Here is a 24021-nt window from a genome sequence, read left to right on the forward strand (position 1 = left end):
CTTACGCGATGATGTTGACGCCGCTGGCGCTGAGGCTGCCGCGGTAAAGGCTGATAATGGGCGCTGGCTCTTCACTATCGTTGGCGGCAAGCCCGCCAAACCCAGGCTGGCGGCCGTTGCCACCCTGGCCCTGGCCCTGGCCCTGTTCCTGTCCGCTCCCGCTGAACGGGTTCTGCTTAAGCGAGAATTCCAGGTTGGTCTTGGCCCCGTCGAGCCCAGCCTGCTGCAATGCCCGCTCCAGGGCGCGCTGGTCGCGCTGAATGAGGTCGAGCGTTTCGGCCCGCTCGACGGTCAGATGGGCGTTGATCTGGCCGGATTGACCGATATCGAGCTTGACTTCGATCTTGCCCAGTTCGGGCGGATCGAGCCGGATCTGGAAGCGGCTGTTGCCGTCTTGGACCTGGCGCACCAGTTCGAAGGCGATCTGGGGCAGGTTGAGTTGCTGTTGGCTGGTCTGATAGCCGGCCTGGATGACCCGGGGGGCCGCCACTGCATCGACGCGCGCCTGCTGCTGGTTGGGCACCGCGACTGCGCTGGGGTCCTCGGCCTCGGCTTGAGCTGCTGCGGCAACCGCGGCCGGCTTGATCTCAGCGCCTTTATTATCGTGCGGCTTACCTTCGCCACCGGCATTGCCGTCCGGCGTTCCGTTGGCGTTGGCCTCGCCCCCTTCGACGCCCTTGCCGGTCAGCACCGGTTCGGTAAGTTCGAGTTCGGCCTCGCCTAGTTCCACCGCGTTGGCGCTGGCGTCGACCGAGGCAGGCGCACCGGAGAGCTTGGCGAGCGCGGCTTCCAGCGCTGCGTCGGCGGGGCTCGCCGGGTCCAGCCCCAGCTGGGCCAGCTTCTCGGCGTCGAGCTTGTCGCCGATGGATTTCAGCAGGTCCGCCTCGGCCGTTTCGCCTGATCCGGTCGTCAGTTGCTGGGCGAGCGGCGCGAGTGCCGCGGTCAGCTTGGCGCCAAGGCCGGCCTCGTCGGGGAGCACACCCTTGGCGATGGCGGCGAGTTCATCTGGGGAAGGGAGTGCCGAGAGGTCAAGCCCAAGTGCACCGGCGAGGTCGCCCAGCGCAGCATCGAGGGTCTGCAGCAATTCGGGCGAGGGTGCCTCGCCGGCGTCGAGCTGGGCCTTGAGTGCGCCGAGGCCCTCGATCAAGGCGTTGAACGCGTCGCGAGCTTCGGCCTGGAACGGCAGTTGCGCGTCGATCGCGGCTGCCAGCGCCTCGGGGTTCTCCGCCGCCTCCCCCTCGCCGAAGCCCAGCGATAGGTCGACGAGCCCGCCCAGGCTCATGTCGAGATTGCTCTTGGAGGATGAACTGGTGGTCGTGCCCTGGCCGGCGGCGTTCGATCCGCCCAAGAGGGCCGCGAAGACGCCTCGGCCATTGCTGTCGCCGCTGGCGGCCTGCTGACCAAAGCCCCTGGCGGCGCCGGCGCTGGACGATGAGGTAACGGTCAAGTGTGATGCCACGGCAGGCGATCCCGAACGAAAGACTAATCCAGCCCTATCGATGCAAGCGCCTTGCCAATTCGCGCCTCGGGCGAAAACCCTACTGTTTTCAACGTTGTTTTGCCGTCTCAACCAGCGGCAACGACAACGAACCCACCCGATCCCGGCAGATCCGGTCGGCGTGCCCGGCAAATCTTGCCGCCGGTCCGCTCGATTGCCAGCAACCGCGATCCATCGTAGAACCCAGCGACATTCGTCCGCTGGCCCTTGACCCCAACCGGATACCAAAGATGCTGAACTCGCTTGATATCGCCAAGCGCCCCCAAGACACGCGCGTCGTCGTCGCCATGTCGGGTGGCGTGGATTCCTCGGTCGTTGCTGGCCTGCTTGCCCGCGAGGGCTATGAAGTGGTGGGCGTCACCCTCCAGCTTTACGACCATGGCGAGGCCACCCATCGCAAGGGCGCGTGCTGCGCCGGGCAGGACATCCATGATGCCCGCCGGGTCGCGGCCAAGCTGGGCATCCCCCATTACGTGCTCGACTATGAGGAGCGCTTCAAGAAAAGCGTCATCGCGCCCTTCGCCAATGCCTACCAGCAGGGCGAGACGCCGGTGCCCTGCATCGCCTGCAACCAGTCGGTCAAGTTCGTCGACCTCATGACGGTGGCGCAGGATCTGGGCGCCGACGCCCTGGCAACGGGGCATTACGTGCAGAGCCGGCTTGGCGCTAATGGCCGCCGCCAGCTCTTTCGCCCCGTCGATGCCGAGCGCGACCAGAGCTATTTCCTGTTCGCCACCACCCAGGATCAGCTCGATTACCTGCGCTTCCCCTTGGGCGGCATGGGCAAGGCCGAAGTGCGCGAGCTCGCCCGCGACATGGGCCTTGAGATCGCCGACAAGCACGACAGCCAGGACATCTGCTTTGTGCCGCAGGGCAAATATGCCGATATCATCCGCAAGATGCATCCCGAAGCAGTGGCCGAAGGCGAGATCGTCCATCTCGACGGCCGCGTGCTGGGCAAGCATGAGGGCATCGTTCACTATACCATCGGCCAGCGGAAAGGTCTTGGCGTGGCCGCAGGCGAGCCGCTCTACGTGGTCAAGCTCGAGCACAAGACTGGCCGAGTGATCGTGGGCCCGCGCGAGGCGCTCAAGACCCATACCGTGCGCCTGCGCAACGTCAACTGGCTGGGTGCCCGGCCATTAGCCGAAGCCAGCGCCGGCAATGGGGCGCCGGTCGAGGTCAAGGTGCGCTCCACCCGCGGCCCGCAGCCGGCGGTCATCCAGATGCGCGGCGAGGATGTCTATGTGACGCTGGTCAGCGGCGAATACGGCATCTCGCCGGGGCAGGCTTGCGTCTTTTACGCCGATGACACCGGCACTTCGGAAGTGTTGGGCGGTGGTTTCATCGCCGAAGCCGTGCCGCAGGCGCTGGTCGCCTAGGACCTACTGGGCATCCACCGATTCCTGCGCCGCTTCTTCGGCGGCGTCGTTCTGCCGCCAGATGTTGAGATTGCTGTTGAGCGATGCGATGATGAAGATCAGCGCCACCACGCCAAAGGCAATCAGGACGAGCCGGCCCCGGCGCTGGTTCTTTTCGCTCATCGGTGGTCCCCTGTCTGTTTGCCATGGCCTTAGCATGGAACGGACAAGAGGCGTAATACGGTAGCCAGAGAATGCGCCCGGCCGTGCGGCCGAGCGCATGGATCTGCGAAAAGGCGCCTAGTGGGCGAGCATTTCGGCGACCACGTCCTCAGCACTGAGCGCGGTCGGGTAGTAGGTCGGCCAGTTGGTCAGTTCCTCCAGCAGTGCCGCACGGTCGTTCCCCCAATACAGGTGGTAGTGACCTGCATCCTGTGGCGCGATGGCATGGTCGCTGAACTGGATAAAACCAGGGGCAGCTGAGTGGCCATCGACCTTCTTGAAGATGAAGCGGACGCCACGATTGCCGTTTTCGTAGGTCAGAACTTCGTAGCCGTCGCTCTCGTAACGCGCTGCTGCCGGCTCGCCATTCTCGTAGAACGTGACGGTTTCACCTTTGATAGTGATCCGATCCACTTCGGTCTGGTAGCCGACATCGTAATAGGCGCGGTACTCTTCAGCGGTCATCTCCCCGCCCTCGGCCTTGTGCGCCATCACCGGGTCAAGCGTGCCGTCCTGGAGCAGGGGATAGACCGACTGCCAATCGCCCTCCCAGTCGGTCAGCGCGCGGCTGGCGATCTGGTCATCCTCGAAATAGCCCTGGTAAACCTTGCTGTCCTGATCGTGCGCATGACCATGATCATGTGCATCACTGTCATGGCTATGCCCATGCTCTTGGTCCGTGGCGTCGTGATCGACCCCGCTGCCGCCCACAGCAACAAGGTTGAATGGCTTGCCTTCAATTGTGATCGCTTCGTTCTCTTGGAAGGTTTCAGCGTCAACGACGTGGATCTTGCCCGCGAGAGGATCGCTGACGAAGATGTTGTCTCCAGCCACGGCAATCCGCGGGCGCGGGTCGCTCCAATGGCCGTCCATCGAATAGAGATCGGTCAGCTCAAGGGCATCAGTGAGTTCGCCCCGGATGACGTCGAGCTTATGCAATGTACCGTCTTCGGTGAACACGTAGGCGAACCGGGGCCGAACCGGATCGACAGCGAAGTGGACGCGGCGCGTGGGTAGATCGACAAGGCGGTAAGGCGCCTCAGCACCTGGCTCGACCAGCGAGACGGTGTCCGCGTCGAAATTGCCCAGGAAATACTGGAGACCACGTCCACCAACAAGGGTGGAAACTCGACCTTCGCCCCGCCCGTCTTGGAATGCCAGCACCTCGACCTTCGGCTGCCCGCCTGCGGAGCTGATCAGCAGAATACCGTCCTGGCAGCCGCCAATGGCACCAAGATCGCCAGACAGGGCTTCACCGTGTAGACCGACGCATTCAACGACAGCCCCGATCGGCGCGCCGTCGGCTCCGACGACCTGCACCCCCACCACCGAGCCATCACCGGCTGGATCGTAGACCGACACAATCGAATGGTCGCCAAAGGGGACGACAACGCCATGATGCGGCGCGTTGGCCTTGACCTCGCTGATCTCTCCTTCGCCAGCGAGTGCTTCGCTCTCGCTGAACACGCGCGCGACGCCTTCGCCATCGAAAAAGGCAGCGAAATGGCCGCCATGTTCAACGAAGTGCGACGGGCCATCGCCCTCGATCGAGAAACCTGTCAGCCCTGGTTCAGTAACTTCGAGGTCGGCGTGATCGCCGTGATCGTCCAGGGCGATTCCGGTGCCTATCGCTGTCACGGCCCCAGCGGCACCCTGAACAGCAAAGACCGTTTCACCGCTCTGGCTGCGGTGCAGGCTGGCTGGGCCTGCCAGGTCAATCTGGGTGATTTGCTTGCCGGTCAGTGCATCGACAACGCGGACCACCGGCTCCTCATGGTCGGAAACAAACAGGCGCCAAGCCTCGTCTGCCGCCGCAACATGAGCCGAGCCCATCATCAGGGCCAGTGCAAGAAGTGAGAGACGCAAGATCAACCTCCGGAATGTTATAACATGCGTCTTTCTAATGTTATATCATTACGATGGTCAAGCCATCTGGGTCTCCTGAGTGGACACGCGGGACTTCTTTCCAGGAAGACCCCCACTTAGCCTCCCCCTACAAGACCCCCACCTAACCTCCCCCTGCAAGGGGGAGGGACCGACCGAGTGTGTCGTGCCGTTCACCCCTCTTCACCTCCCCCTCTCAGGGGGGGCCGGGTGGGGGTAACTCCCCAGGCGCGGAACTCCTGGCCTCAGCCAACCTCGATCAGCACACTTCATCGGCAGCGCTATTGTGGTATTGTGACGCGCGCTTGCACGCCCGGCGGCGTCGGGGCTCTTCGCCTCGCTCGCACTGTCGCTGAACATTCATCTGCATAGGATAGCCCAGCGAGATGGAATCCTACACGCTCAGCCTTTTGGGTTTGCTCACACTCTGTCTCGTGTCCGTGGGTTTGGCCATCTATTCGGGGGCTTCGAAGGGCCGTGCCGGAGTGCTCTCCGGGCCCGTCATCCCGGCCAGCGACGAAAACCCTCTCTACCGCATCGACCGCGTCCACATGAATTCGGTAGAGGCGCTCGCCCCGTTTGTCGTGCCTGTGATCGTTGCAATTATGGTGGGCGTCGAACCCACCATCTTGGCCATTCTGGTTTGGGCCCACATTGCAATACGGCTGCTCCACCTGACCATCTATTTGCAGGGCGGCAAGGCGGCCAAAGGGGGAAGCCTCAGGACCATCCTCTATGTTTCTGGCGCGCTGGTGACAGTGCTTGTCGTGCTCCTCACGGGCTGGACGATCCTCGCCTGATGCACACCCCCACCTAACCTCCCCCTGGAGGGGGAGGAACCAATCGCGCGTGCTGCCGCCTCTTCACCTCCCCCTCGTGAGGGGTAGGATGGGTAGGGGTTACCCTTGCAAACCCTAAACCAGGGGCTTCAGGTTGGCCTCGATCTGGGCCCGGCGCGGTTCCAGGAAGGGGGGCAGGGCGAGGCTTTCGCCCAGCGTTTCCATCGGTTCGTCGGCGGCAAAGCCCGGCACGTCGGTGGCAAGTTCAAACAGAATGCCATTGGGTTCGCGGAAGTAGAGCGAGGTGAAATAGAACCGCTCGACCTCGCCACTGGAGCGGATGCCAAAGGAGTTCACCCGCTCGATCCACTCACGCAGCGTGTCCTCGTTGGGCGTGCGGAAGGCCACATGGTGCACGCCGCCGGCACCCGGCCGGGCGGGCGGCAGGTTCGGATCAACCGCGACATGCAGTTCGGCACCCGGGCCGCCGGGACCCATTTCATAGACATGGGTTTCGGGCGTATGGCTGGTCATGGGGTATTCGCGCACCTTGCGCATGTTCATGACCTTGAGCAGCACCGGCTCGGTGCGGTCCAGCCGCGGCACCGAGAGGGTGATCGGCCCCAATCCGATGATCTGCCGCTCCGCCGGCACGGGCGACTTGGCCCAGGGCACGACCTTGTTGACGGCGTCGATCACCATGCGGAAGCGCTGGCCCTCGAAATCCTCGAAGTCGAGCGAGAGGTGGCCGTTGCGTTCCTTTATGCCGCTGGTGCCGACATTGTGGGACTGCAAATGCTCCTTCCACCACAGGAGGCTCTCTTCGCTATCGACCCGCAGGCCGGTGCGCCCAACCGTGTGGTTGCCGCGCTGCTCGCGTGCCGCTGGAAAATCAAAAAAGGTCAGGTCGGCGCCAGGCGAGGCAACGCCATCACCGTAAAAAAGGTGGTAGGCGGTGGTGTCGTCCTGGTTCACCGTTTTCTTGATGAGCCGCATGCCCAAGGTCTGGGTGTAGAAATGAAGGTTCTTCTTCGCCTCGGCGGTAACTGCCGTGAGGTGATGGATGCCTCCCAGTTCGAGTGCCATTTGCTGTCTCCTGCTGCGGCGAGATCTGTTCCCGCGTCCTGTTGTGACCAAGATGTAATCCAGAGCGCTCGCCTCTGGCAGATGTCCAATCCCGACAGACTGGTGCGATTTCTTGAACAAGGGCGGTTGCTCGTTCGATCACAACTTAGCGTCTCATGTCTTTTTAGCATGATCTGCGACCGGCATCTGGCGTATCACTTGTGTGAACATAAGAAGAACGCCATGCCCCCCCTTACGCTCCGCCGCAAGCTTGCCATTCTGTCCGATGCTGCCAAATACGATGCCTCCTGTGCCTCCAGCGGAACCGAAAAGCGCAACAGCGCCGGCAAGGGCGGCATCGGCTCAACCGAGGGCAGCGGCATTTGCCACTCCTATGCTCCGGATGGTCGCTGCATCAGTCTGCTCAAAATCCTCCTGACCAATTTCTGCGTCTATGACTGCATCTATTGCGTCAACCGCTCCTCCTCCAATGTGCAGCGCGCGCGCTTCAGCGTCGAGGAAGTTGTCGGGCTGACGCTAGACTTCTACAAGCGCAACTACATTGAGGGGCTGTTCCTGTCCTCGGGCATCATCCGCTCGCCGGACTACACTATGGAAGAACTGGTGCGGGTGGCGCGCTCGCTGCGGGAAGATCACCAGTTCGCCGGCTACATTCATCTCAAGGTTATTCCCAATGCCGCGCCCGAGCTGCTCGCCGAAGCCGGGCGATGGGCGGATCGGCTGTCGACCAATATTGAGATGCCGACCGACATCGCGCTTGAAACCCTCGCACCCGAAAAGCGGCCGAGCGAAATCCGCACCGCCATGGCCCGGGTGCGCGGCAAGCTTGATGAAGCCGCACCAGAAGCCAAAACCAAGACCAGGACCGCCAAGCCAAAGTGGGCGCCCGCCGGGCAGTCGACGCAGATGATCATCGGTGCCGATGGCGCCAATGACGGGGCCATCCTCAATCGGGCGGCAGGGCTCTATTCCGGCTATAAGCTGCGCCGCGTCTACTACTCGGCCTTTTCGCCCATCCCCGACGCCAGTTCGCGCCTGCCGCTCAGGCCGCCGCCGCTGATGCGCGAGCACCGGCTTTACCAGGCCGATTGGCTGATCCGCTTTTATGGCTTCGACGTGCCGGAGATCGTGGCGGGTGGGGAGGATGGACTGCTTGATCTGGCTATCGACCCCAAGCTCGCTTGGGCGCTCAAGCATCGCGAGCGCTTCCCCGTGGACGTCAACCGTGCGGACCGCGACATGCTCCTGCGCGTGCCGGGTCTGGGAACGCGCAGCGTCGACCGTATCATCGCTACGCGCCGTCACCATTCGCTCCGGCTTGACGATGTGGCGCGGATTGCCGGATCGATCGACAAGGTGCGACCCTTTATCGAGGCTCTCGACTGGACGCCGGGCGGGTTGACCGACCATCAGCGCCTGCGGGCAAAGCTCACGCCCGCGCCAGAGCAATTGGCGCTGTTCTAGAATGATCGCGGTACGCCTCCAATCGCTCAACGATTTCGACGAGTGGCGCGGCAAGGCCCGCCAATTGCTCGCGGCTGGTTTATCCCCCGAGAACGTGGCCTGGCGTATACCAGGAGAAGCCAACGGGCTCTTTGAAGGCGGCGACGCCATGCTGCCCGAAGCGGCTGGACCGATCGGTTCGGTGCCGCGCCAGTTCATCGAACTTGCGCAAACTGCCATCAACCACGCCGATCCGGCGCGGTTCGACCTTCTTTATCGAGTGCTCTGGCGGCTACAGGAAGTGCCCCAACTGCTGCTGAATGCTGCTGATAAGGACAACAGTACGCTAACACTAATGGCCTCTGCGGTGCGGCGCGACAGCCATAAGATGAAGGCCTTTGTGCGCTTCAAGGCGATCACCGATGACACTGGCTTCGAGCGCTTCGCCGCCTGGTTCGAGCCCGAACATTACTCGCTCGAGCTCACCGCCCCCTTCTTTGCCCGGCGCTTCGATGGCATGGTTTGGGCCATCGTTACGCCCTATCGCTCGGTCTATTGGGACACCCAAACCCTTGTTTTTGCTGAGGGCGGTCGCCGCACCGACGTACCGGAGGTCGATGCGGTGGAGGAGGACTGGCGGACTTACTTCTCCTCCATCTTCAATCCCGCGCGCCTTAAGATCTCGGCCATGAAATCGGAGATGCCGGTGAAATACTGGCGCAACCTGCCCGAAGCCGAACTCATTGCTCCCTTGGTGCGAGGCGCCAGACAAGCGGAGCAGCAGATGATCGAGCGCGCAGCCAGCCAGCCTCCCTCGCGGCATGTCAAGCAAACGGAAAAGTACGCGCAAGCCGCTGAAGCGCAAAGCGAAATTACTTCGCTTGCCGATGCGCGCGCCGCCGTCCAGGGGTGCCGTCGCTGCCCGCTTTACGAGCACGCCACGCAGGCCGTTTTCGGTGAAGGGCCCGAGCACGCGCAGGTGATGTTCGTCGGCGAACAGCCTGGGGACCAGGAGGACCTCGCCGGTCAGCCCTTCATTGGTCCGGCTGGCAAAGTCCTTGATGCAGCAGTGGAAAAGGTCGGTATCGACCGCAGTCGCGTCTATGTCACCAATGCCGTCAAGCACTTCAAGTTCGAGCCGCGCGGCAAGCGCCGCATCCACAACAAGCCCGATGCCGGCGAGATCCAGGCTTGCAAGTTCTGGCTCAACCTCGAGATCGGATTCGTAAAACCCAAGGTCATCGTCGCCCTTGGCGCCACCGCAGCGCACAGCCTGCTTGGCCGTACCGCCACCATCAGCAAGCTGCGGGGCGCGCCGATTACCATGGAGGACGGCACAGTGCTCTTCGTCACCAATCACCCCTCCTACCTGCTGCGCATCCCCGATCCTGAGCGCAAAGCGCTGGAGCGCGAAAAGTTCGAGCAGGATCTGGTGCTGGTGCGTGATGCCATCGCGGCTTTGGAGGCCTGCCACTAAGCCCCTGCGAAGCGCTTGACAGGAGGAAGCGGCAAACCTAGTAAAGCGCGTCGCCGGGGCAACCCCGCGCGCCCTTTGGGGCGGAGTAGCTCAGTTGGTTAGAGCAGTGGAATCATAATCCATGTGTCGGGGGTTCAAATCCCTCCTCCGCTACCATTTTTCTCTTGTAGATCAGTGCTTTAGCTTTTGGTTGCGAGCCAACTGTGCTGGCATTATGCCTAGCACAGTCCAGCACAGCGGCTGATCCTGCTCCTTGAAAGCATTGACGGATTGCCTGCGCGTGCGTCGCGGGGTAGCACATTTTCAACACAGCTGAGCTACCTCCATAACCGGAGGTGCGCGATGATCGAGGCAGAAACAAAGCCTTACAAATTGTTCCAGCGCCCCGGCACCAGCAAGTGGTGGGTGCGGTTTTCCATCAAGGGCCACGGGCAGGTTCGCAAGTCGCTGGAGACCAGTGATCCTGTGTCGCTGAACGCAAGGCTCATGAAGTCTGGTTCGAAGCATCCTACCGAGCGCGAAACGGTTTGAAGGTGGAGGCTGCCTCGTTCGCGAAAGTTGCTGAAGACTACATCAAGCTTCTCGAGAATGAGGTCGAGCGCGGCGAGCGCGCTGCCTATCACGGCAAGTCCGTGCCAGCCTTCATCCGGCGATACCTGATCGCCTTCTTCGGCGACAAGGACATCGACGCAATCTCAGGGCGGGATATCCAGGCTTACCTCGAGTGGCGCAAGGCATACTGGTTGACGGGGTCCGGTAAAGACATCACCGAAATCCGCTACGAGCGTAACGGCCGTTCGATCCGCCGACCACTGGCAGAAAAGCGCATGCCTACGGTCAGCCGCCAACGTGGTGAACTGGTGGTGCTGCGGCAGATATTCCGCCAAGGAGTTAAGTGGGGCTATTTGAACTGCGGTCAGGTGCCTGAGATTTCTTTGGACCGCGCGAAAGCACCGAACAACCGCCCGAGCTTCTCGCCAGAAGAGTTTCAGCGGTTGGTAAGCGCAAGTCTTCAGCGGCTTTCCGATGCTGATATCCACGAGCACCTCAGATGGGATCGCACCATCTTGCATGCGCAGCTGATGATCGCGGCTTATTCCGGTATGCGACCCACAGAACTCAAGAACCTCAACTGGGGCGATGTGCTCGATTATCGGCTGGGTCGGAACAAGCCGCTCGGACAGCGTGACATCAAGCTGCGAGTACACGGCAAAGCCAAGAGCCGGACGTTTGTGGCTCAAGAAGCTGCACTCACTTGGTTCGACATTTTATGGCAGTTCTGGACGGAACAGATCGGACGGGAATCTGCAGACAGCGATCCGGTCTTTGCGACGCGTTCCGGCCAGCGTCTAGGCTCGACGCGGAATGCCCTCTCACAGCTGCTCAAGTGCTGCGACCTGGTCGCGGACTACCGTGGTGTGCGACGCACTTTGTACTCGTTCCGGCACTTCTACATCAGCCAGCAGCTTGCACATGGGGTCGACGTTTTCGCGCTTGCTCGGAATACCGGCACCAGCTCTTCAATGATCGACAAGTTCTACGGTCAGGTCAGCAATGAACGGATGAAGGATCACCTGCGGCCGGTCTGGAGCGAGCACTGACCATAGCAGGCGGGATGTTGCAACTGGTTGGTGGCAGCTACCGACCCCATTCCTGCCATCAGAAGGAGACGGGCAGGCTCCTGAAAGCTGCCACTTTGGCTTGGTCTGCCCCCACAGGAGTGGTCCTTTTTGAAGTATGGGAATGGTCCCATTTGAAAGGATACGCAGACGCCCAGGAAACGGCCTACGGGATCGTGTCCTTCGGCGTGGTGTAACTGAGGCAGGGCCTCCACGCATATCCGGCTTGGCCGGGTTGGTCAGCGTGCGGGGACTGCCGGCAGGCTGACGAGGGGATCATCGCTCAAATGGGCAACGGATTCCAGCGACATGTATCTGGCGCGCTGCACAGCCCACTCATCGTTTTGCTCGAGCAGGATGGCGCCCACGAGCCGGACGATGGCATCCTCGTTGGGGAAGATGCCCACCACCTCGGTCCGGCGCTTCACCTCGCCATTGACCCGTTCTATCGGGTTGTTCGAGTGAAGCTTGGCCCGATGCTCCTTGGGGAAGCTCATATAGGCGAGGACGTCGTGCTCGGCCTCATCCATGATGGTGGCGAGCTTGGGCACGCGAGTGCGGATCTGGTCGGCAACGGCGCGCCATTGGATACTTGCGGCCTCAGGGGTCTCCTGGGCGAAGGCTGTAGCGATAAAGGCGCTGGCCACCCGGCGACCGCTCTTGCCAGCATGAGCAAGGACGTTGCGCATGAAGTGAACCCGGCAGCGTTGCCAGGTTGCACAAAGGACCTTGGTGACAGCCGCCTTGATGCCTTCATGAGCATCGGAGATGACCAGCTTCACGCCTCGTAGGCCGCGGCGGGTCAGCTTGCGCAGGAACTCGGTCCAGATCGCCTCGGCTTCCGAGGTGCCGATCTCCATGCCCAGCACCTCGCGTCTACCATCGGCGTTGACGCCGATAGCCATGATGGCAGCCACCGAGACAATGCGGCCACCCCGGCGCACCTTGAGGTAGGTGGCGTCGATCCACAGATAGGGCCAATCGCCCTCGATCGGTCGGTCCAGGAACGCTTTAACCTTACCGTCGATCTCCTCGCATAGCCGGCTCACCTGGCTTTTGGAGATGCCGCTCATGCCCATGGCCTTGACCAGGTCATCTACCGAGCGGGTGGAAATGCCTTGGATGTAGGCTTCTTGGATCACTGCCGTCAGCGCCTTCTCCGCCATCCGGCGCGGCTCAAGAAAGCCAGGGAAGTAGCTGCCCTTGCGCAGCTTGGGGATGCGCAGCTCGACTGTGCCGGCTCGTGTCTCCCAGTCCCGTTCGCGGTAGCCATTGCGCTGGACCCGCCGCTCAGTGCTCTTCTCGCCATAAGCGGCGCCGGTGGCAGCGCTAACCTCCAGCTCCATCAACCGTTCAGCAGCAAAGCCAATCATCTCGCGCAGAATATCGGCGTCGGGGGTCTTCTCTACCAGCGTGCGCAGGTTCATCATCGAGTCGGTCATCGGTGGTCCTTCAGGTGCAGGGTTGGGGTAAGCAACCAGACCTTACCGGAAATCCGTCGATGACCACCCAGCCGCTCGCTCGCTACGGCGCTCGTAATGGCGCGCTCGCGAGCGGCTTGACCAGCTCAGTTACACCACGTCCCGGGACACGACCGCCTACGGCTGAAGAGATAGTCGCCAAGCTTCGTCAGATTGACGTGCTAACCGCGCAGGGGAAGACGGTTGCGGAGGCGGTGCGGGCGATAGCTGTGACGGAGGTGACGTACTACCGCTGGCGCAAGGAATATGGTGGGCTCAAGGGCGATCAGGTGAAGCGGCTCAAGGAGCTGGAGGCTGAGAATGCCCGCTTGCGACGAGCCGTATCGGACCTGACGCTGGACAAGATGATATTGGCAGAGGCCGCCCGGGGAAACTACTGAGCCCCGCTCGTCGCCGTGCGTGCGTGGAGCACGTTGTCACCCAGTTCGGCATCTCGCAGCGACGCGCATGCCGGGTTCTGGGACAACATCGATCCACTCAGCGCAAGCTCCCAAAGACCCGCGAGGATGAAGCGGCACTGACTGCCGATATCATTGCTCTCGCTACCGAATATGGCCGCTATGGCTATCGCCGGATCACGGCGATGCTGCATCGGTCCGGCTGGGCGGTGAACCACAAGCGAGTGGAGCGGATCTGGCGACGAGAGGGGCTCAAGGTTCCACAAAAGCAACCCAAGCGCGGGCGACTCTGGCTCAACGACGGATCCTGTATCCGGCTGCGGCCTGAGCATCCCAACCATGTTTGGTCCTACGACTTCGTCGAGGACAGAACCCACAGTGGCAGAAAGTTCCGCATGCTCAACGTGATCGACGAGTTTACCAGGGAGTGCCTGGCCATCCGGGTTAATCGCAGGCTCAAGGCGGTCGACGTCATAGACGTGCTCACGGACCTCTTTATCCTGCGCGGAGCCCCGGCACATGTTCGTTCAGATAACGGCCCCGAGTTCGTCGCCAAGGCCGTGCGGGAATGGATCGCTGCCATAGGCGCCAAGACCGCCTACATCCTGCCAGGTAGCCCTTGGGAGAACGGCTATTGCGAGAGCTTCAACTCCAAGCTCCGTGATGAACTGCTCAATGGCGAAATCTTCTACACCCTCAAGGAAGCCAAGATCGTCATCGAAGCATGGCGGTGCCACTACAACGTGGCCAGACCGCACTCTTCGCTTGGCTACAGACCGCCGGCGCCAGAGGTCATCTCATGGCCGCCAACCCAGAGCGGATCAACTCCGCCTGTGGTGACATCAAGTCCAACTATGCACTAACAATAACCTTGGACCGCTAATGCGGGGCAGACCAACTATGCTCCGACCCACATGGTGTGGCGCAAGACTGATGAGGGTCAGCGGGTGCAGGTGGAAGCGCCCAAACGGTTGCGTGCAGGCTGGTTTATTGACGCCAGCGGCGGTCGTGTCCCGGGACGTGGTGTAACTGAGCTGGTCAAGCCGCTCGCGAGCGCGCCATTACGAGCGCCGTAGCGAGCGAGCGGCTGGGTGGTCATCGACGGATTTCCGGTAAGGTCTGGTTGCTTACCCCAACCCTGCACCTGAAGGACCACCGATGACCGACTCGATGATGAACCTGCGCACGCTGGTAGAGAAGACCCCCGACGCCGATATTCTGCGCGAGATGATTGGCTTTGCTGCTGAACGGTTGATGGAGCTGGAGGTTAGCGCTGCCACCGGCGCCGCTTATGGCGAGAAGAGCACTGAGCGGCGGGTCCAGCGCAATGGCTACCGCGAACGGGACTGGGAGACACGAGCCGGCACAGTCGAGCTGCGCATCCCCAAGCTGCGCAAGGGCAGCTACTTCCCTGGCTTTCTTGAGCCGCGCCGGATGGCGGAGAAGGCGCTGACGGCAGTGATCCAAGAAGCCTACATCCAAGGCATTTCCACCCGCTCGGTAGATGACCTGGTCAAGGCCATGGGCATGAGCGGCATCTCCAAAAGCCAGGTGAGCCGGCTATGCGAGGAGATCGACGGTAAGGTTAAAGCGTTCCTGGACCGACCGATCGAGGGCGATTGGCCCTATCTGTGGATCGACGCCACCTACCTCAAGGTGCGCCGGGGTGGCCGCATTGTCTCGGTGGCTGCCATCATGGCTATCGGCGTCAACGCCGATGGTAGACGCGAGGTGCTGGGCATGGAGATCGGCACCTCGGAAGCCGAGGCGATCTGGACCGAGTTCCTGCGCAAGCTGACCCGCCGCGGCCTACGAGGCGTGAAGCTGGTCATCTCCGATGCTCATGAAGGCATCAAGGCGGCTGTCACCAAGGTCCTTTGTGCAACCTGGCAACGCTGCCGGGTTCACTTCATGCGCAACGTCCTTGCTCATGCTGGCAAGAGCGGTCGCCGGGTGGCCAGCGCCTTTATCGCTACAGCCTTCGCCCAGGAGACCCCTGAGGCCGCAAGTATCCAATGGCGCGCCGTTGCCGACCAGATCCGCACTCGCGTGCCCAAGCTCGCCACCATCATGGATGAGGCCGAGCACGACGTCCTCGCCTATATGAGCTTCCCCAAGGAGCATCGGGCCAAGCTTCACTCGAACAACCCGATAGAACGGGTCAATGGCGAGGTGAAGCGCCGGACCGAGGTGGTGGGCATCTTCCCCAACGAGGATGCCATCGTCCGGCTCGTGGGCGCCATCCTGCTCGAGCAAAACGATGAGTGGGCTGTGCAGCGCGCCAGATACATGTCGCTGGAATCCGTTGCCCATTTGAGCGATGATCCCCTCGTCAGCCTGCCGGCAGTCCCCGCACGCTGACCAACCCGGCCAAGCCGGATATGCGTGGAGGCCCTGCCTCAGTTACACCACGCCGAAGGACACGATCCCAGCGGCCAGACCTTCTTTGGCCTGCGCTACGCGGGCAAGCCAATAGAATTCGCTAAAGACAAGAACGCAATCGCTGTCGGGGAGCTTGCCGCATTGCCGCAAATTCTCGACACCCTGACCGAAGCTGTACGTGCCGGCGAACTCGACACCCAGCTTCCGGCTGCTGCCGCAGAACGCGGCCACATGCTGCGCAAGACCGGTTGATCCCGGTACTCACCAGATACCTCCGGGTGCCGGGGACGGCCATTGTGCTGTTCCTGGCATTTCTGTCTTTGATCGGTCCTGCCCATGCCAATGAACAACAAGGGCAACGCGATTGTGCCAATCTTCGGCTGGCAGTCATGCAGTTCGTGGGTGAGTGGTCCAAGGCCATGCTGTTCGCTAGCCGCGACATGGATCGCAACGGCTGGCTTGATGCAAATGTGGCGAACTCCGCCTTCAAGGATATGCAGATCGCGGTTATGCAGTTCGACTACGCCTATGAGGATGTGCCGAAGGCCCGCCTAGCTTGCCGTGATCTGGCTTTACGGTCCGGCATGGATGTCGCCATCTACATCGACGATGTGACGGCCACCGGTAAGCGCCCAGCGAGGGGCATAACGGGCTGGTAGCCAGCCCCGCCAGTGAGGGCCGTAGGAGCAGCGCGGGTGCAGGCAGAGTGGATCAGCGGGCGCGAATGCGCACCGGTCCACCAGCAGCTTGCTCGACATCGAACTTGTTGGTGCCGCGCACCAAATCGCTGAGCTTTCGAAACCCGAACGTTCGTGGATCAAAGTCCGGTGCCATGATCGCAAGCCGACTGCCGCGAGCGAGGTGAACTGTACCTCGGCGGCACTTAATCGGCGCTTAAGCATGCTTTCGCCTTGCTGCACCCATCAACCGTGGCTATTGAGCACCTAAGCAAGAGGACAAGCCTAAGCGCTGCCGCGCACTTGAACTCTCGAGCGCGGCAATGCCCGCAAGCCACAAAGTACAACGTCTGCTATCCCGAACGGTGATCCGTAAGCTGCCGGTCGGCGGCGCAGCAGTATTCCAACAGCACTCAGCTTGTCGCGCGGGCACGGCTGCATCAGGAGTTCAGCGTTAGCGGGGTGCCCTGGTTACCTGTGTCATGTCCAGCTGCCGCTAAGCTCGGACGGCCGGGTTCTAGATTTCGGCTGCGGACCAGGCTGGTCCGGGCGCACGATCCATTCTGCTCTGCGAATTGCGTGAAGGAGCTGCTCGCGAGAGCACGCCGGCGGTTTTCGGTTCTGTCCTGCACCTGGGTGGCGAGCTGTTTGTAGTCGTCCATCACTTCCAGCAATTCGGCGGCGTGGTCAGCGTATTCGTATGCGAGTTCGCCGATTTTGCGGACGTCGATGTTGAGAAGCCGCACGACTTCGTCGGGATCTTCCGAAAGCTCCGACATCCATTGCCATGCCGATAGGACGCGTCTGAAGCGCTCTATTTCTGCGTCGATTCTAGACCGGGCCATGGCTGTCTCCCTTGGGCGGCTTGACGGCGACCAACGGTGCTGGCGTTCGGCGGTTTCTTTGCAGCTGGAGGTTAGGTGAACGGTGGATTAACGCTCGAAACTGGGGCCCTCAGGCGACACGGGGCACATCCTCCGGGGAAGGCATCACACTTCTCCCATGAGGTGCAACAGGTGCTCTAGGGACGGAAAACGCTCCGCTCCTGAAGGCAACATCTGGCGCCCAACCGAGCGGGAACAAACCCTGTGGGAACCCCTGGTCCACTGCAACATTGGCGAACAGAGCCGCGCATATTGCGGCGGGCAGGGCAGTGAGTGACCACGTCACCATTCTTCTGCAGAACTAGGACTGGACAAAGCTCAATGGAATCGGGACCCGCCGCTAGCTTCTCTTCTGTGCACGCTGTCTCTCGGGCAAGCCTCGCCGACACTATTGCATTCCTCAAGGATGTGTTGGTTCCGACCCTGGCAAAAGGTCCGTTGATCCGACGCAGGAAGGTAGTGGGTTTCGCGGAACGGGAAAACATCGACGATAAGGCGGTCCTGCGGATGCAAGAGCTACGGCGCAAATATGGGCCGGGTCCATTGCTGCTCAAGATCCCGTTTCGCGCGCAGGCGGTGCTGCTGTCGCGCGAGGACGTAACGGCAGTGCTCGAGAGGTCACCGGAGCCCTTCAAAGCCGCGAGCATGGAGAAAGTCGCAGCATTGGGGCACTTCGAGCCTTTCGTGGTGCTGGCCTCGCACGGTCCGGCACGGAGCATCAGGCGTCAGCTCAACGAGCAGACGCTTGAAACCGGATGCCAAATGCACTCGTTGGCCGCGCATTTGTCAGTCGTCATCACCGAGGAGATGGATGCGGTAGCTAACGAGGCCACCAGCAAAGGGACGTTGGACTGGGACACTTTCTTTATCGGCTGGTTCCGCATGGTCCGGCGGATAGTGCTTGGCGACGCGGCGCGGGAGGATGCCGAGCTCACCGACATGCTCCAGGATTTGCGCTATAGAGGGAACTACGCTTTTCTCCGTCCCAAGGATCGCGCCAAGCGGAAAACGGTGCTGAAGCGGCTCCACGGCTATGTCGAACGCGCCCAGCCTGGCAGCCTCGCTGCGCGAATGGCTGCAGCCTGTGCGAACCCCGAGCAGAAGCCGCACCATCAACTCCCGCAGTATCTCTTTGCCTTCGATCCAGGCGCCATGGCCAGCTTCAGGACCTTGGCGTTGCTTTCGGCCCACCCTGACGCTGAAGCCCAGGTGCGCCAGGAGCTGGTAGCGACGAAGGACGAGAGCGCCCCTCGGCTCCCCCTCCTCAAAGCCTGCTACTTTGAAGCACTGCGGCTGTGGCCGACAACGCCCGCCATATTGCGGGAAACAACACAGCGGGTTGACTGGGCCGAGGGCCATCTCGACCCTGCCACCCACGTCATCATCTTCGCGCCATTCTTTCATCGAGATGACGAAATGCTGACCGATGCCCATACCTTCAATCCCAGCCTGTGGGCCGACGGCATCTCTCGTCCGGACCTCGCCTTTTTCCCGTTCAGCCATGGAACGGTCGTTTGCCCCGCTGCGGACTTCGTTCCCATGGTGGCGACTTTGGCCTTGCGCCGGCTCGTCACCCAAATGAGCCTGCGCTTCGAGCAGATCGACCGGTTGAGGCCGGAACGGCTGCCGGGCACACTCGACAATTACACGCTTAGCTTTTCGGCGGCCAAGGGCCAATCAGCACCATGAGCACCGGAAAGCGCTATCCCGCCTTGTACGCCTCACCTTCCCCGTAACACGGCCCTGCTAGATATCGCGTGCCAACTGGTCGGCGGAGCCCAAAGCCAAGGTGAAGCCTAGGGCGCCATGCCCCACATTGAGGCGGAGATTATCGATACCGCATTCGCCAATGATCGGCTGCCCCGTTGGCGTGGCGGGGCGAAGGCCAGCCCAGAGCACAGCATCATCCCAGTTTGCCGCAGCAGGGAAATCGGCTTTGGCGTCCGCTATTAGCTGCCCGGTGCGCCTTGTGTCGATCTTGAGGTCGGTGCCGACTAGGTCAGCGGCGCCTGCCAACCTGAGAGTGGACCCGAGCCGAGCCAGCACGACCTTGCGGGCAATGTCGGTTACGCTCACACTCGGCGCGGCGGCGCTCGACGCGATCGGAACCGAAAGGCTATAGCCCTTTATCGGGTAGATCGGCAGGTTGATCCCGGCGGTTCGGCCCAAGGCGCGGGATTGAACTCCGGCTGCCAGCACATAAAGGTCCGCCTCCATCTTGCCGCGGCTGGTTTCGAGGCCTGCGATCTTGCGCCCTTCGCGGCGGATCCGCTCGACGCGGGTATCGTAGAGCATCGTTGCGGGTTTGTCGGGGCTGGTGATCAGGCGCTCCAGCTCGCGGCAGAGCAGTAGTGCGTCGGCCGTCTCGTCACCGGGCGAGAAGAGGCCGCCCACTAGGCGGTGCGCAATGGATGCGAGTGCCGGCTCTAGGGTGAGGCACTCGTCGGTGGTCAGGGCGCGCTTGTCGGTTCCACTGGCGATCTGGTGGTCGGCCTGTCGGCGGGCAGCGGCCAAACCTGGCTCGGCGCTATAGACGACGAGCTTGCCCGTTTGCGACCAGTTGAACTCTGCCGTTCGCAGGTCCTCGCTCTCATGCAGCAGTTGCCGGCTTCGGCTAGCGAGGTCACCAAGGCGTTCAATCGTCTCGTAGGCCTGGCGCTGGTTGCAAGCGGCAAGAAAGCTGAGGAGCCAACGATACTGAAAGTAGTCGGCGCCCGGCCGAAACTGGACCGGGGACGCAGGATCGGTGAGAAGCTTGGGCAGTTGGCGCCACACCGACGGATCTGCAAGCGGCGCAACATAGGAGTAGCTGAGTTGCGCCCCATTGGCGAAACTCGAGCCTTGCCCGGTCGAGGAGGCGCTATCAAGAACGGTGACCTCGTGACCGTCCTGCAGCAGCCGCCAGGCGGTGCTCATGCCGATGATCCCAGCACCAATGACGATGATCTTCACGATTCACATAGCCTTATCGATTGTGCGTCTCAGAGAAGATCCTACTCTGTTGCAGCGCCAAAAACATCTCCTCCTAATCCAAAAGGGTTGCTTAGGAGATTGATTTTCCTCTTAATGCACTCCGGCTACGGCGTTTGCCGTTACCAAGAACAAGGTCGGCCACTTCCGGGCGACTGCGATGTAAGACGGAAGGAAGACGAAATGAAGTACAAGCTCCTGGGGCTGCTCACCGCTTCGCTGCTCGCCGGTACCGGCGCTGCGCAGGCACAGCAACAGTTTATCACCATTGGTACGGGCGGCGTCACGGGTGTCTACTATGCTGCCGGTGGTGCCATCTGCCGCCTGATGAACCAGACACGTGACGAGCACGGCTTCCGGTGCTCGGTGGAATCAACTGCGGCCTCGGTCTACAACCTCAATGCAATTCGGCAGGGCGAACTTGATTTCGGCGTCACGCAGTCGGACGTGATGTACTACGCGGTTGAGGGTGAGGAAGATTTCGCCGACGCCGGCGCGTGGGGCGACCTGCGCGCTGTGTTCTCGCTTCATCCAGAGCCCTTTACGCTGGTCGCTCGTGCTGACGCTGAGATCGAGGAGTTCGCAGATCTCGCGGGCAAGCGCGTCAATGTCGGTGCACCTGGTTCGGGCACGCAGACTTCCATGGACATCATCCTCGACGCCATGGAAATGTCGCGCGATGATTTCAGCCTGGCTTCGGAACTGCGCCCCGACGAGCATGGTCCCGCACTCTGCGACAACCAGATCGACGCGTTCTTCTATGGCGTTGGTCATCCTTCCGCCAACATCGCCGACCCGACCACGACCTGCGAAGCGCAACTGGTGCCGATCACGGGTGATGCAATCGATCAGCTGATCGAAGACAACCCTTACTACGCCTCGGCGACCATTCCGGGCGGCACCTATGCTAACAACGAAGACGACGTGGAGACCTTCGGTGTGCTGGCCACTCTTGCCGCATCCACCGAAACACCTGAAGACGCCGTTTATGCGCTGGTCAGCGCGGTGTTCGAGAACTTCGACACCTTCAAGAGCTTGCATCCCGCGCTAGCGAATCTCAGTGAAGAAGACATGGTTGTTGACGGGCTATCGGCTCCGTTGCATGCGGGCGCCGAGCGGTATTACCGCGAGCGTGGCTGGCTGTCCGAATAATCGGATAGCATTACCCTGAACTTGATGGCGGCTCCTGAGCCGCCATCGTCTTTTGCGATAGGATTGCCATGAGCAACGAGACTGGCGCTGGTGGACCAACTGCGGTTGAGCCGGGTGCATCGGGCACGGCCAACCGGGAGGAACTCGACCGGCTGGTGGCCGAAACGGACACCGGCGGTCGCGACCCCCAGAGCCGCTGGGCCCGTATCATCCTGTTCGTCGTTCCACTGGCCTGGGCGCTGTTTCAGCTCTGGTACGCATCGCCGCTGCCATTCCAGTTGCGCATTGGCGTGTTCAACGCCACCGAAGCCCGCGCAATCCATCTCGCCTTTGCGCTGATCCTGGTCTTTGCGGCTTTCCCGGCCTTCCGCCGGTCGCCACGCGATCATGTGCCGTGGGTCGATTGGGGGCTCGGCATTGTCGCGGCGGGCTGCTCGCTTTATCTCTTCTTCTTCCAGTCTGAGCTGGCCGCTAGGCCGGGGCTGCCGACTACCACCGACTTAGTTGTGGGCGTGCTCGGCGTCATTCTCTTGCTTGAGGTGGCTCGGCGCTCGCTGGGCATCGCCCTGCCGATCGTCGCCATGCTGTTTCTTGCCTACGCTTTCTTCGGCCCCTACCTCCCTGATCTCTTTGCCCACCGGGGCGCCTCGATCGGCCGTGCAGCAACGCAATATTGGCTGACGACCGAGGGCGTTTTCGGTGTTGCCCTGGGTGTGTCTACGGCATTCGTGTTCCTCTTCGTGCTGTTCGGGTCGTTGCTGGAGCGTGCCGGAGCCGGCAATTACTTCATCAAGGTCGCTTTTGCGCTGCTCGGGCACTTTCGCGGCGGCCCAGCGAAGGCGGCTGTCCTGGGTTCCGGCGCCACCGGCATGATCTCTGGTTCGTCGGTGGCCAATGTGGTCACAACGGGTACCTTCACCATTCCGCTGATGAAGCGGGTTGGCTATTCGCCGGTAAAGGCGGGGGCAATCGAAGTGTCGGCCTCGGTTAACGGGCAGATCATGCCGCCGGTCATGGGAGCGGCGGCCTTCCTGATCGCCGAGTATGTCGGCATCTCTTATGCCGAGGTGGTGCGGCACGCGATTATTCCGGCTCTCCTTACCTATATCTCGCTCTTTTATGTGGTGGATATCGAGGCGCGGAAGGCAAACCTTACGGGACTGCCGCGCCAGCGCCATCGCTCGGCGCTGATGAGCCTGGCGCTGTTCGGCATGACCGTTGCCGGATTTATCCTCTTCTGCGCCTTAGTCTATTATGGCCTGGGTTGGACTCGTGAGCTCTTCGGCGAGACTGCAACCTGGGCCGCCATGATCGGCGCCTTGGTCCTCTATGTAGCTCTCGTCGCGGTACGGGCCCGCTTTCCCGATCTGGAGGTGGATGACCCAAACGCGGACGTGCAGCTGCCCGACACCCTACAGGTGGCGCCCACGGGCATTCACTTCCTGCTGCCGGTCTTCATTCTCGTCTGGTGCCTGATGGTGGAGGAACTGTCACCAGGGCTGTCGGCGTTTTACGGCACCTGTGCGCTGATCTTCCTGCTGCTGACGCAGCGGCCCCTCACTACGCTGTTCCGCGGGCAAAGCGATCTTCTTGCTTCCACGATCGCGGGTGGTCGCGACGTGATCGAAGGGATGGTCACAGGCTCGCGCAACATGATCGGCATTGCCATCGCTACGGCTGCCGCTGGCATCATCGTGGGCACGGTGTCCCTGACCGGCATCGGTCTGGTGCTAACCGAAATAGTCATCAGCCTCTCCGCGGGCAATCTGATCATCATGCTCTTGATGACGGCGCTGATCTGCATGGTGCTTGGTCTGGGCATGCCGACGACTGCCAACTACGTCGTCGTTGCCACGCTGATCGCGCCGGTGATCGTGGAAGTGGCCAGCCTGAACGACTTGGCTGTCGCGCTCGTCGCCGTGCACCTTTACGTCTTCTACTTCGGCCTGATGGCCGACGTGACACCGCCGGTGGGGCTCGCGTCCTTCGCGGCTTCGGCGATATCGAGGGCAGACCCGGTACGCACGGGTGTGCAGGCGTTCCGATATGAGATGCGGACGGCCATCCTGCCGCTGATCTTTATCTACAACCATCAGCTGCTGCTTATTGGCGTCTCCAATTGGATGCACCTCATCCTCATCGTGGTGAGCGCACTGGTGGGCATGCTCGCCTTCGTTTCGGTAACACAGCAGATCTTCATCAGCCGCAGCCGGATCTACGAGACGGGGCTACTGCTGCTTGCCTGTGGCATGCTGTTCCTGCCCGGCTACTTCATGGACCGGATCGTCTCGCCTACGGTGGATGCCCCGGCCGAGAACATCGTTGAACTCGCCGAAGTGGCACCGCCAGGAGCGTTCCTGCGCGTGGAGGTGGCAGGCGTCAATCTGTCGGGCGAGGATTACACCCGAGTCGTCCGGCTGCCGCTGGGAGAGGCGGGACTGGGTGCCGAGCGCCTCTCGAGCGCTGGCCTGCAGGTGACGAGCTTTGCCGGACAAACGCAAGTGGTCAATGTACGCTTCCGGAGCCAAGCCGAACGGCTGGGGCTGCAGGTCGGCGAGAACGTCAACCGCGTGATCCTGCCCAATCCGGATCGTCCTGCGCCCGAGTGGATATATATCGGTGGCTACCTGCTCATCGGTCTGGTCGCTGCATTACAGTGGCGACGGCGCAAATGGGATCAGCCGGGGAGCACCGCGCAGCCAGCCTGA

At 61.8% G+C, this 24021-nt stretch carries 20 protein-coding genes, 1 tRNA gene and 1 pseudogene; 14 read left to right on the forward strand and 8 right to left on the reverse strand.

Features of this window, described 5'->3' with window-relative positions; translation table 11 throughout:
• Position 1: 1 nt before the first annotated feature.
• Positions 2-1459, reverse strand: a complete 1458-nt coding sequence (locus tag QOV41_RS04890) for a flagellar hook-length control protein FliK (protein ID WP_284579921.1) — start codon at positions 1457-1459, stop codon at positions 2-4.
• Positions 1460-1728: 269 nt separating this feature from the next.
• On the opposite strand from QOV41_RS04890, the gene mnmA reads away from it, so the two are divergent.
• Entirely contained in the window at positions 1729-2880 is a 1152-nt protein-coding gene (gene mnmA / locus QOV41_RS04895; RefSeq protein ID WP_284579922.1) for a tRNA 2-thiouridine(34) synthase MnmA, read from the forward strand.
• A gap of 3 nt (positions 2881-2883) precedes the next feature.
• Here mnmA and QOV41_RS04900 read toward each other — a convergent pair whose 3' ends face one another.
• Complete coding sequence (locus QOV41_RS04900; RefSeq protein WP_284579923.1) at positions 2884-3042, reverse strand: hypothetical protein; 159 nt, start codon at positions 3040-3042, stop codon at positions 2884-2886.
• 117 nt (positions 3043-3159) lie between these two features.
• Positions 3160-3792 (reverse strand): ZinT family metal-binding protein, encoded by a 633-nt coding sequence (locus QOV41_RS04905; RefSeq protein ID WP_415926768.1) that lies wholly within the window; start codon positions 3790-3792, stop codon positions 3160-3162.
• Positions 3793-5351: 1559 nt separating this feature from the next.
• Between QOV41_RS04905 and QOV41_RS04910 the strand changes: the two genes are divergently transcribed.
• Positions 5352-5765 (forward strand): MAPEG family protein, encoded by a 414-nt coding sequence (locus QOV41_RS04910; protein ID WP_284579924.1) that lies wholly within the window; start codon positions 5352-5354, stop codon positions 5763-5765.
• Positions 5766-5879: 114 nt separating this feature from the next.
• On the opposite strand, the gene QOV41_RS04915 is transcribed toward QOV41_RS04910, so the two are convergent.
• A complete protein-coding gene (locus QOV41_RS04915; RefSeq protein WP_284579925.1) occupies positions 5880-6830 on the reverse strand; it encodes a ring-cleaving dioxygenase in 951 nt (316 codons plus the stop codon).
• Positions 6831-7052: 222 nt separating this feature from the next.
• Here QOV41_RS04915 and QOV41_RS04920 point away from each other — a divergent pair, with 222 nt between their 5' ends.
• From QOV41_RS04920 to QOV41_RS04940, 5 genes are all read left to right on the forward strand, one after another.
• Complete coding sequence (locus tag QOV41_RS04920) at positions 7053-8294, forward strand: putative DNA modification/repair radical SAM protein (RefSeq protein ID WP_284579926.1); 1242 nt, start codon at positions 7053-7055, stop codon at positions 8292-8294.
• Between the two features lies 1 nt (position 8295).
• Positions 8296-9750: a UdgX family uracil-DNA binding protein gene (locus tag QOV41_RS04925; protein WP_284579927.1), complete on the forward strand. Its 1455-nt coding sequence runs from the start codon at positions 8296-8298 to the stop codon at positions 9748-9750.
• 79 nt (positions 9751-9829) lie between these two features.
• Positions 9830-9906: transfer RNA gene (locus tag QOV41_RS04930), tRNA-Met, on the forward strand.
• Positions 9907-10092: 186 nt separating this feature from the next.
• The gene (locus QOV41_RS04935; protein WP_284579928.1) at positions 10093-10281 is read left to right on the forward strand and encodes a hypothetical protein; all 189 of its coding nucleotides are present in this window, start codon (positions 10093-10095) and stop codon (positions 10279-10281) included.
• A complete protein-coding gene (locus QOV41_RS04940; RefSeq protein WP_284579929.1) occupies positions 10278-11351 on the forward strand; it encodes a tyrosine-type recombinase/integrase in 1074 nt (357 codons plus the stop codon). Before QOV41_RS04935 ends, QOV41_RS04940 begins: the two co-directional genes overlap by 4 nt.
• Positions 11352-11608: 257 nt before the next feature.
• On the opposite strand, the gene QOV41_RS04945 is transcribed toward QOV41_RS04940, so the two are convergent.
• Positions 11609-12811, reverse strand: coding sequence for an IS256 family transposase (locus QOV41_RS04945; protein ID WP_284577339.1), 1203 nt, complete (start codon positions 12809-12811; stop codon positions 11609-11611).
• Positions 12812-12927: 116 nt separating this feature from the next.
• Between QOV41_RS04945 and QOV41_RS04950 the strand changes: the two genes are divergently transcribed.
• The 4 genes from QOV41_RS04950 to QOV41_RS04965 all read left to right on the forward strand — a co-directional run bounded on the left by QOV41_RS04950 (position 12928) and on the right by QOV41_RS04965 (position 16289).
• Positions 12928-14111, forward strand: a protein-coding gene (locus tag QOV41_RS04950) for an IS3 family transposase (RefSeq protein WP_284581181.1) whose coding sequence is annotated in 2 segments (ribosomal slippage) — positions 12928-13216 and positions 13216-14111 — 1185 coding nt in all. Because the reading frame shifts where the segments join, the coding sequence is not laid out codon by codon here.
• Positions 14112-14406: 295 nt separating this feature from the next.
• Positions 14407-15609, forward strand: a complete 1203-nt coding sequence (locus QOV41_RS04955; RefSeq protein ID WP_284577339.1) for an IS256 family transposase — start codon at positions 14407-14409, stop codon at positions 15607-15609.
• A gap of 24 nt (positions 15610-15633) precedes the next feature.
• Positions 15634-15882, forward strand: coding sequence for a hypothetical protein (locus QOV41_RS04960; protein WP_284579930.1), 249 nt, complete (start codon positions 15634-15636; stop codon positions 15880-15882).
• Positions 15879-16289, forward strand: coding sequence for a hypothetical protein (locus QOV41_RS04965; protein ID WP_284579931.1), 411 nt, complete (start codon positions 15879-15881; stop codon positions 16287-16289). Before QOV41_RS04960 ends, QOV41_RS04965 begins: the two co-directional genes overlap by 4 nt.
• 52 nt (positions 16290-16341) lie before the next feature.
• On the opposite strand, the pseudogene QOV41_RS04970 reads toward QOV41_RS04965, so the two are convergent.
• Positions 16342-16482 (reverse strand): annotated as a pseudogene (locus QOV41_RS04970) (OST-HTH/LOTUS domain-containing protein); the annotation flags it as partial.
• Between the two features lie 265 nt (positions 16483-16747).
• Positions 16748-17152 carry a hypothetical protein gene (locus tag QOV41_RS04975; RefSeq protein ID WP_284579932.1) on the reverse strand — a complete coding sequence of 135 codons (405 nt, stop codon included), beginning with the start codon at positions 17150-17152 and terminating at the stop codon, positions 16748-16750.
• Positions 17153-17512: 360 nt separating this feature from the next.
• On the opposite strand from QOV41_RS04975, the gene QOV41_RS04980 reads away from it, so the two are divergent.
• Positions 17513-18880, forward strand: coding sequence for a cytochrome P450 (locus QOV41_RS04980; RefSeq protein WP_284579934.1), 1368 nt, complete (start codon positions 17513-17515; stop codon positions 18878-18880).
• Between the two features lie 57 nt (positions 18881-18937).
• On the opposite strand, the gene QOV41_RS04985 is transcribed toward QOV41_RS04980, so the two are convergent.
• Positions 18938-20143, reverse strand: coding sequence for a D-amino acid dehydrogenase (locus QOV41_RS04985; protein ID WP_284579935.1), 1206 nt, complete (start codon positions 20141-20143; stop codon positions 18938-18940).
• Positions 20144-20344: 201 nt separating this feature from the next.
• On the opposite strand from QOV41_RS04985, the gene QOV41_RS04990 reads away from it, so the two are divergent.
• Both QOV41_RS04990 and QOV41_RS04995 read left to right on the forward strand, forming a co-directional pair.
• On the forward strand, positions 20345-21313 hold the full coding sequence (locus QOV41_RS04990; protein WP_284579936.1) for a TAXI family TRAP transporter solute-binding subunit: 969 nt from the start codon (positions 20345-20347) through the stop codon (positions 21311-21313).
• A gap of 68 nt (positions 21314-21381) precedes the next feature.
• Positions 21382-24021, forward strand: coding sequence for a TRAP transporter permease (locus QOV41_RS04995; protein ID WP_284579937.1), 2640 nt, complete (start codon positions 21382-21384; stop codon positions 24019-24021).

The organism is Devosia sp. RR2S18 (assembly GCF_030177755.1).
GTDB lineage: Bacteria > Pseudomonadota > Alphaproteobacteria > Rhizobiales > Devosiaceae > Devosia > Devosia rhizosphaerae.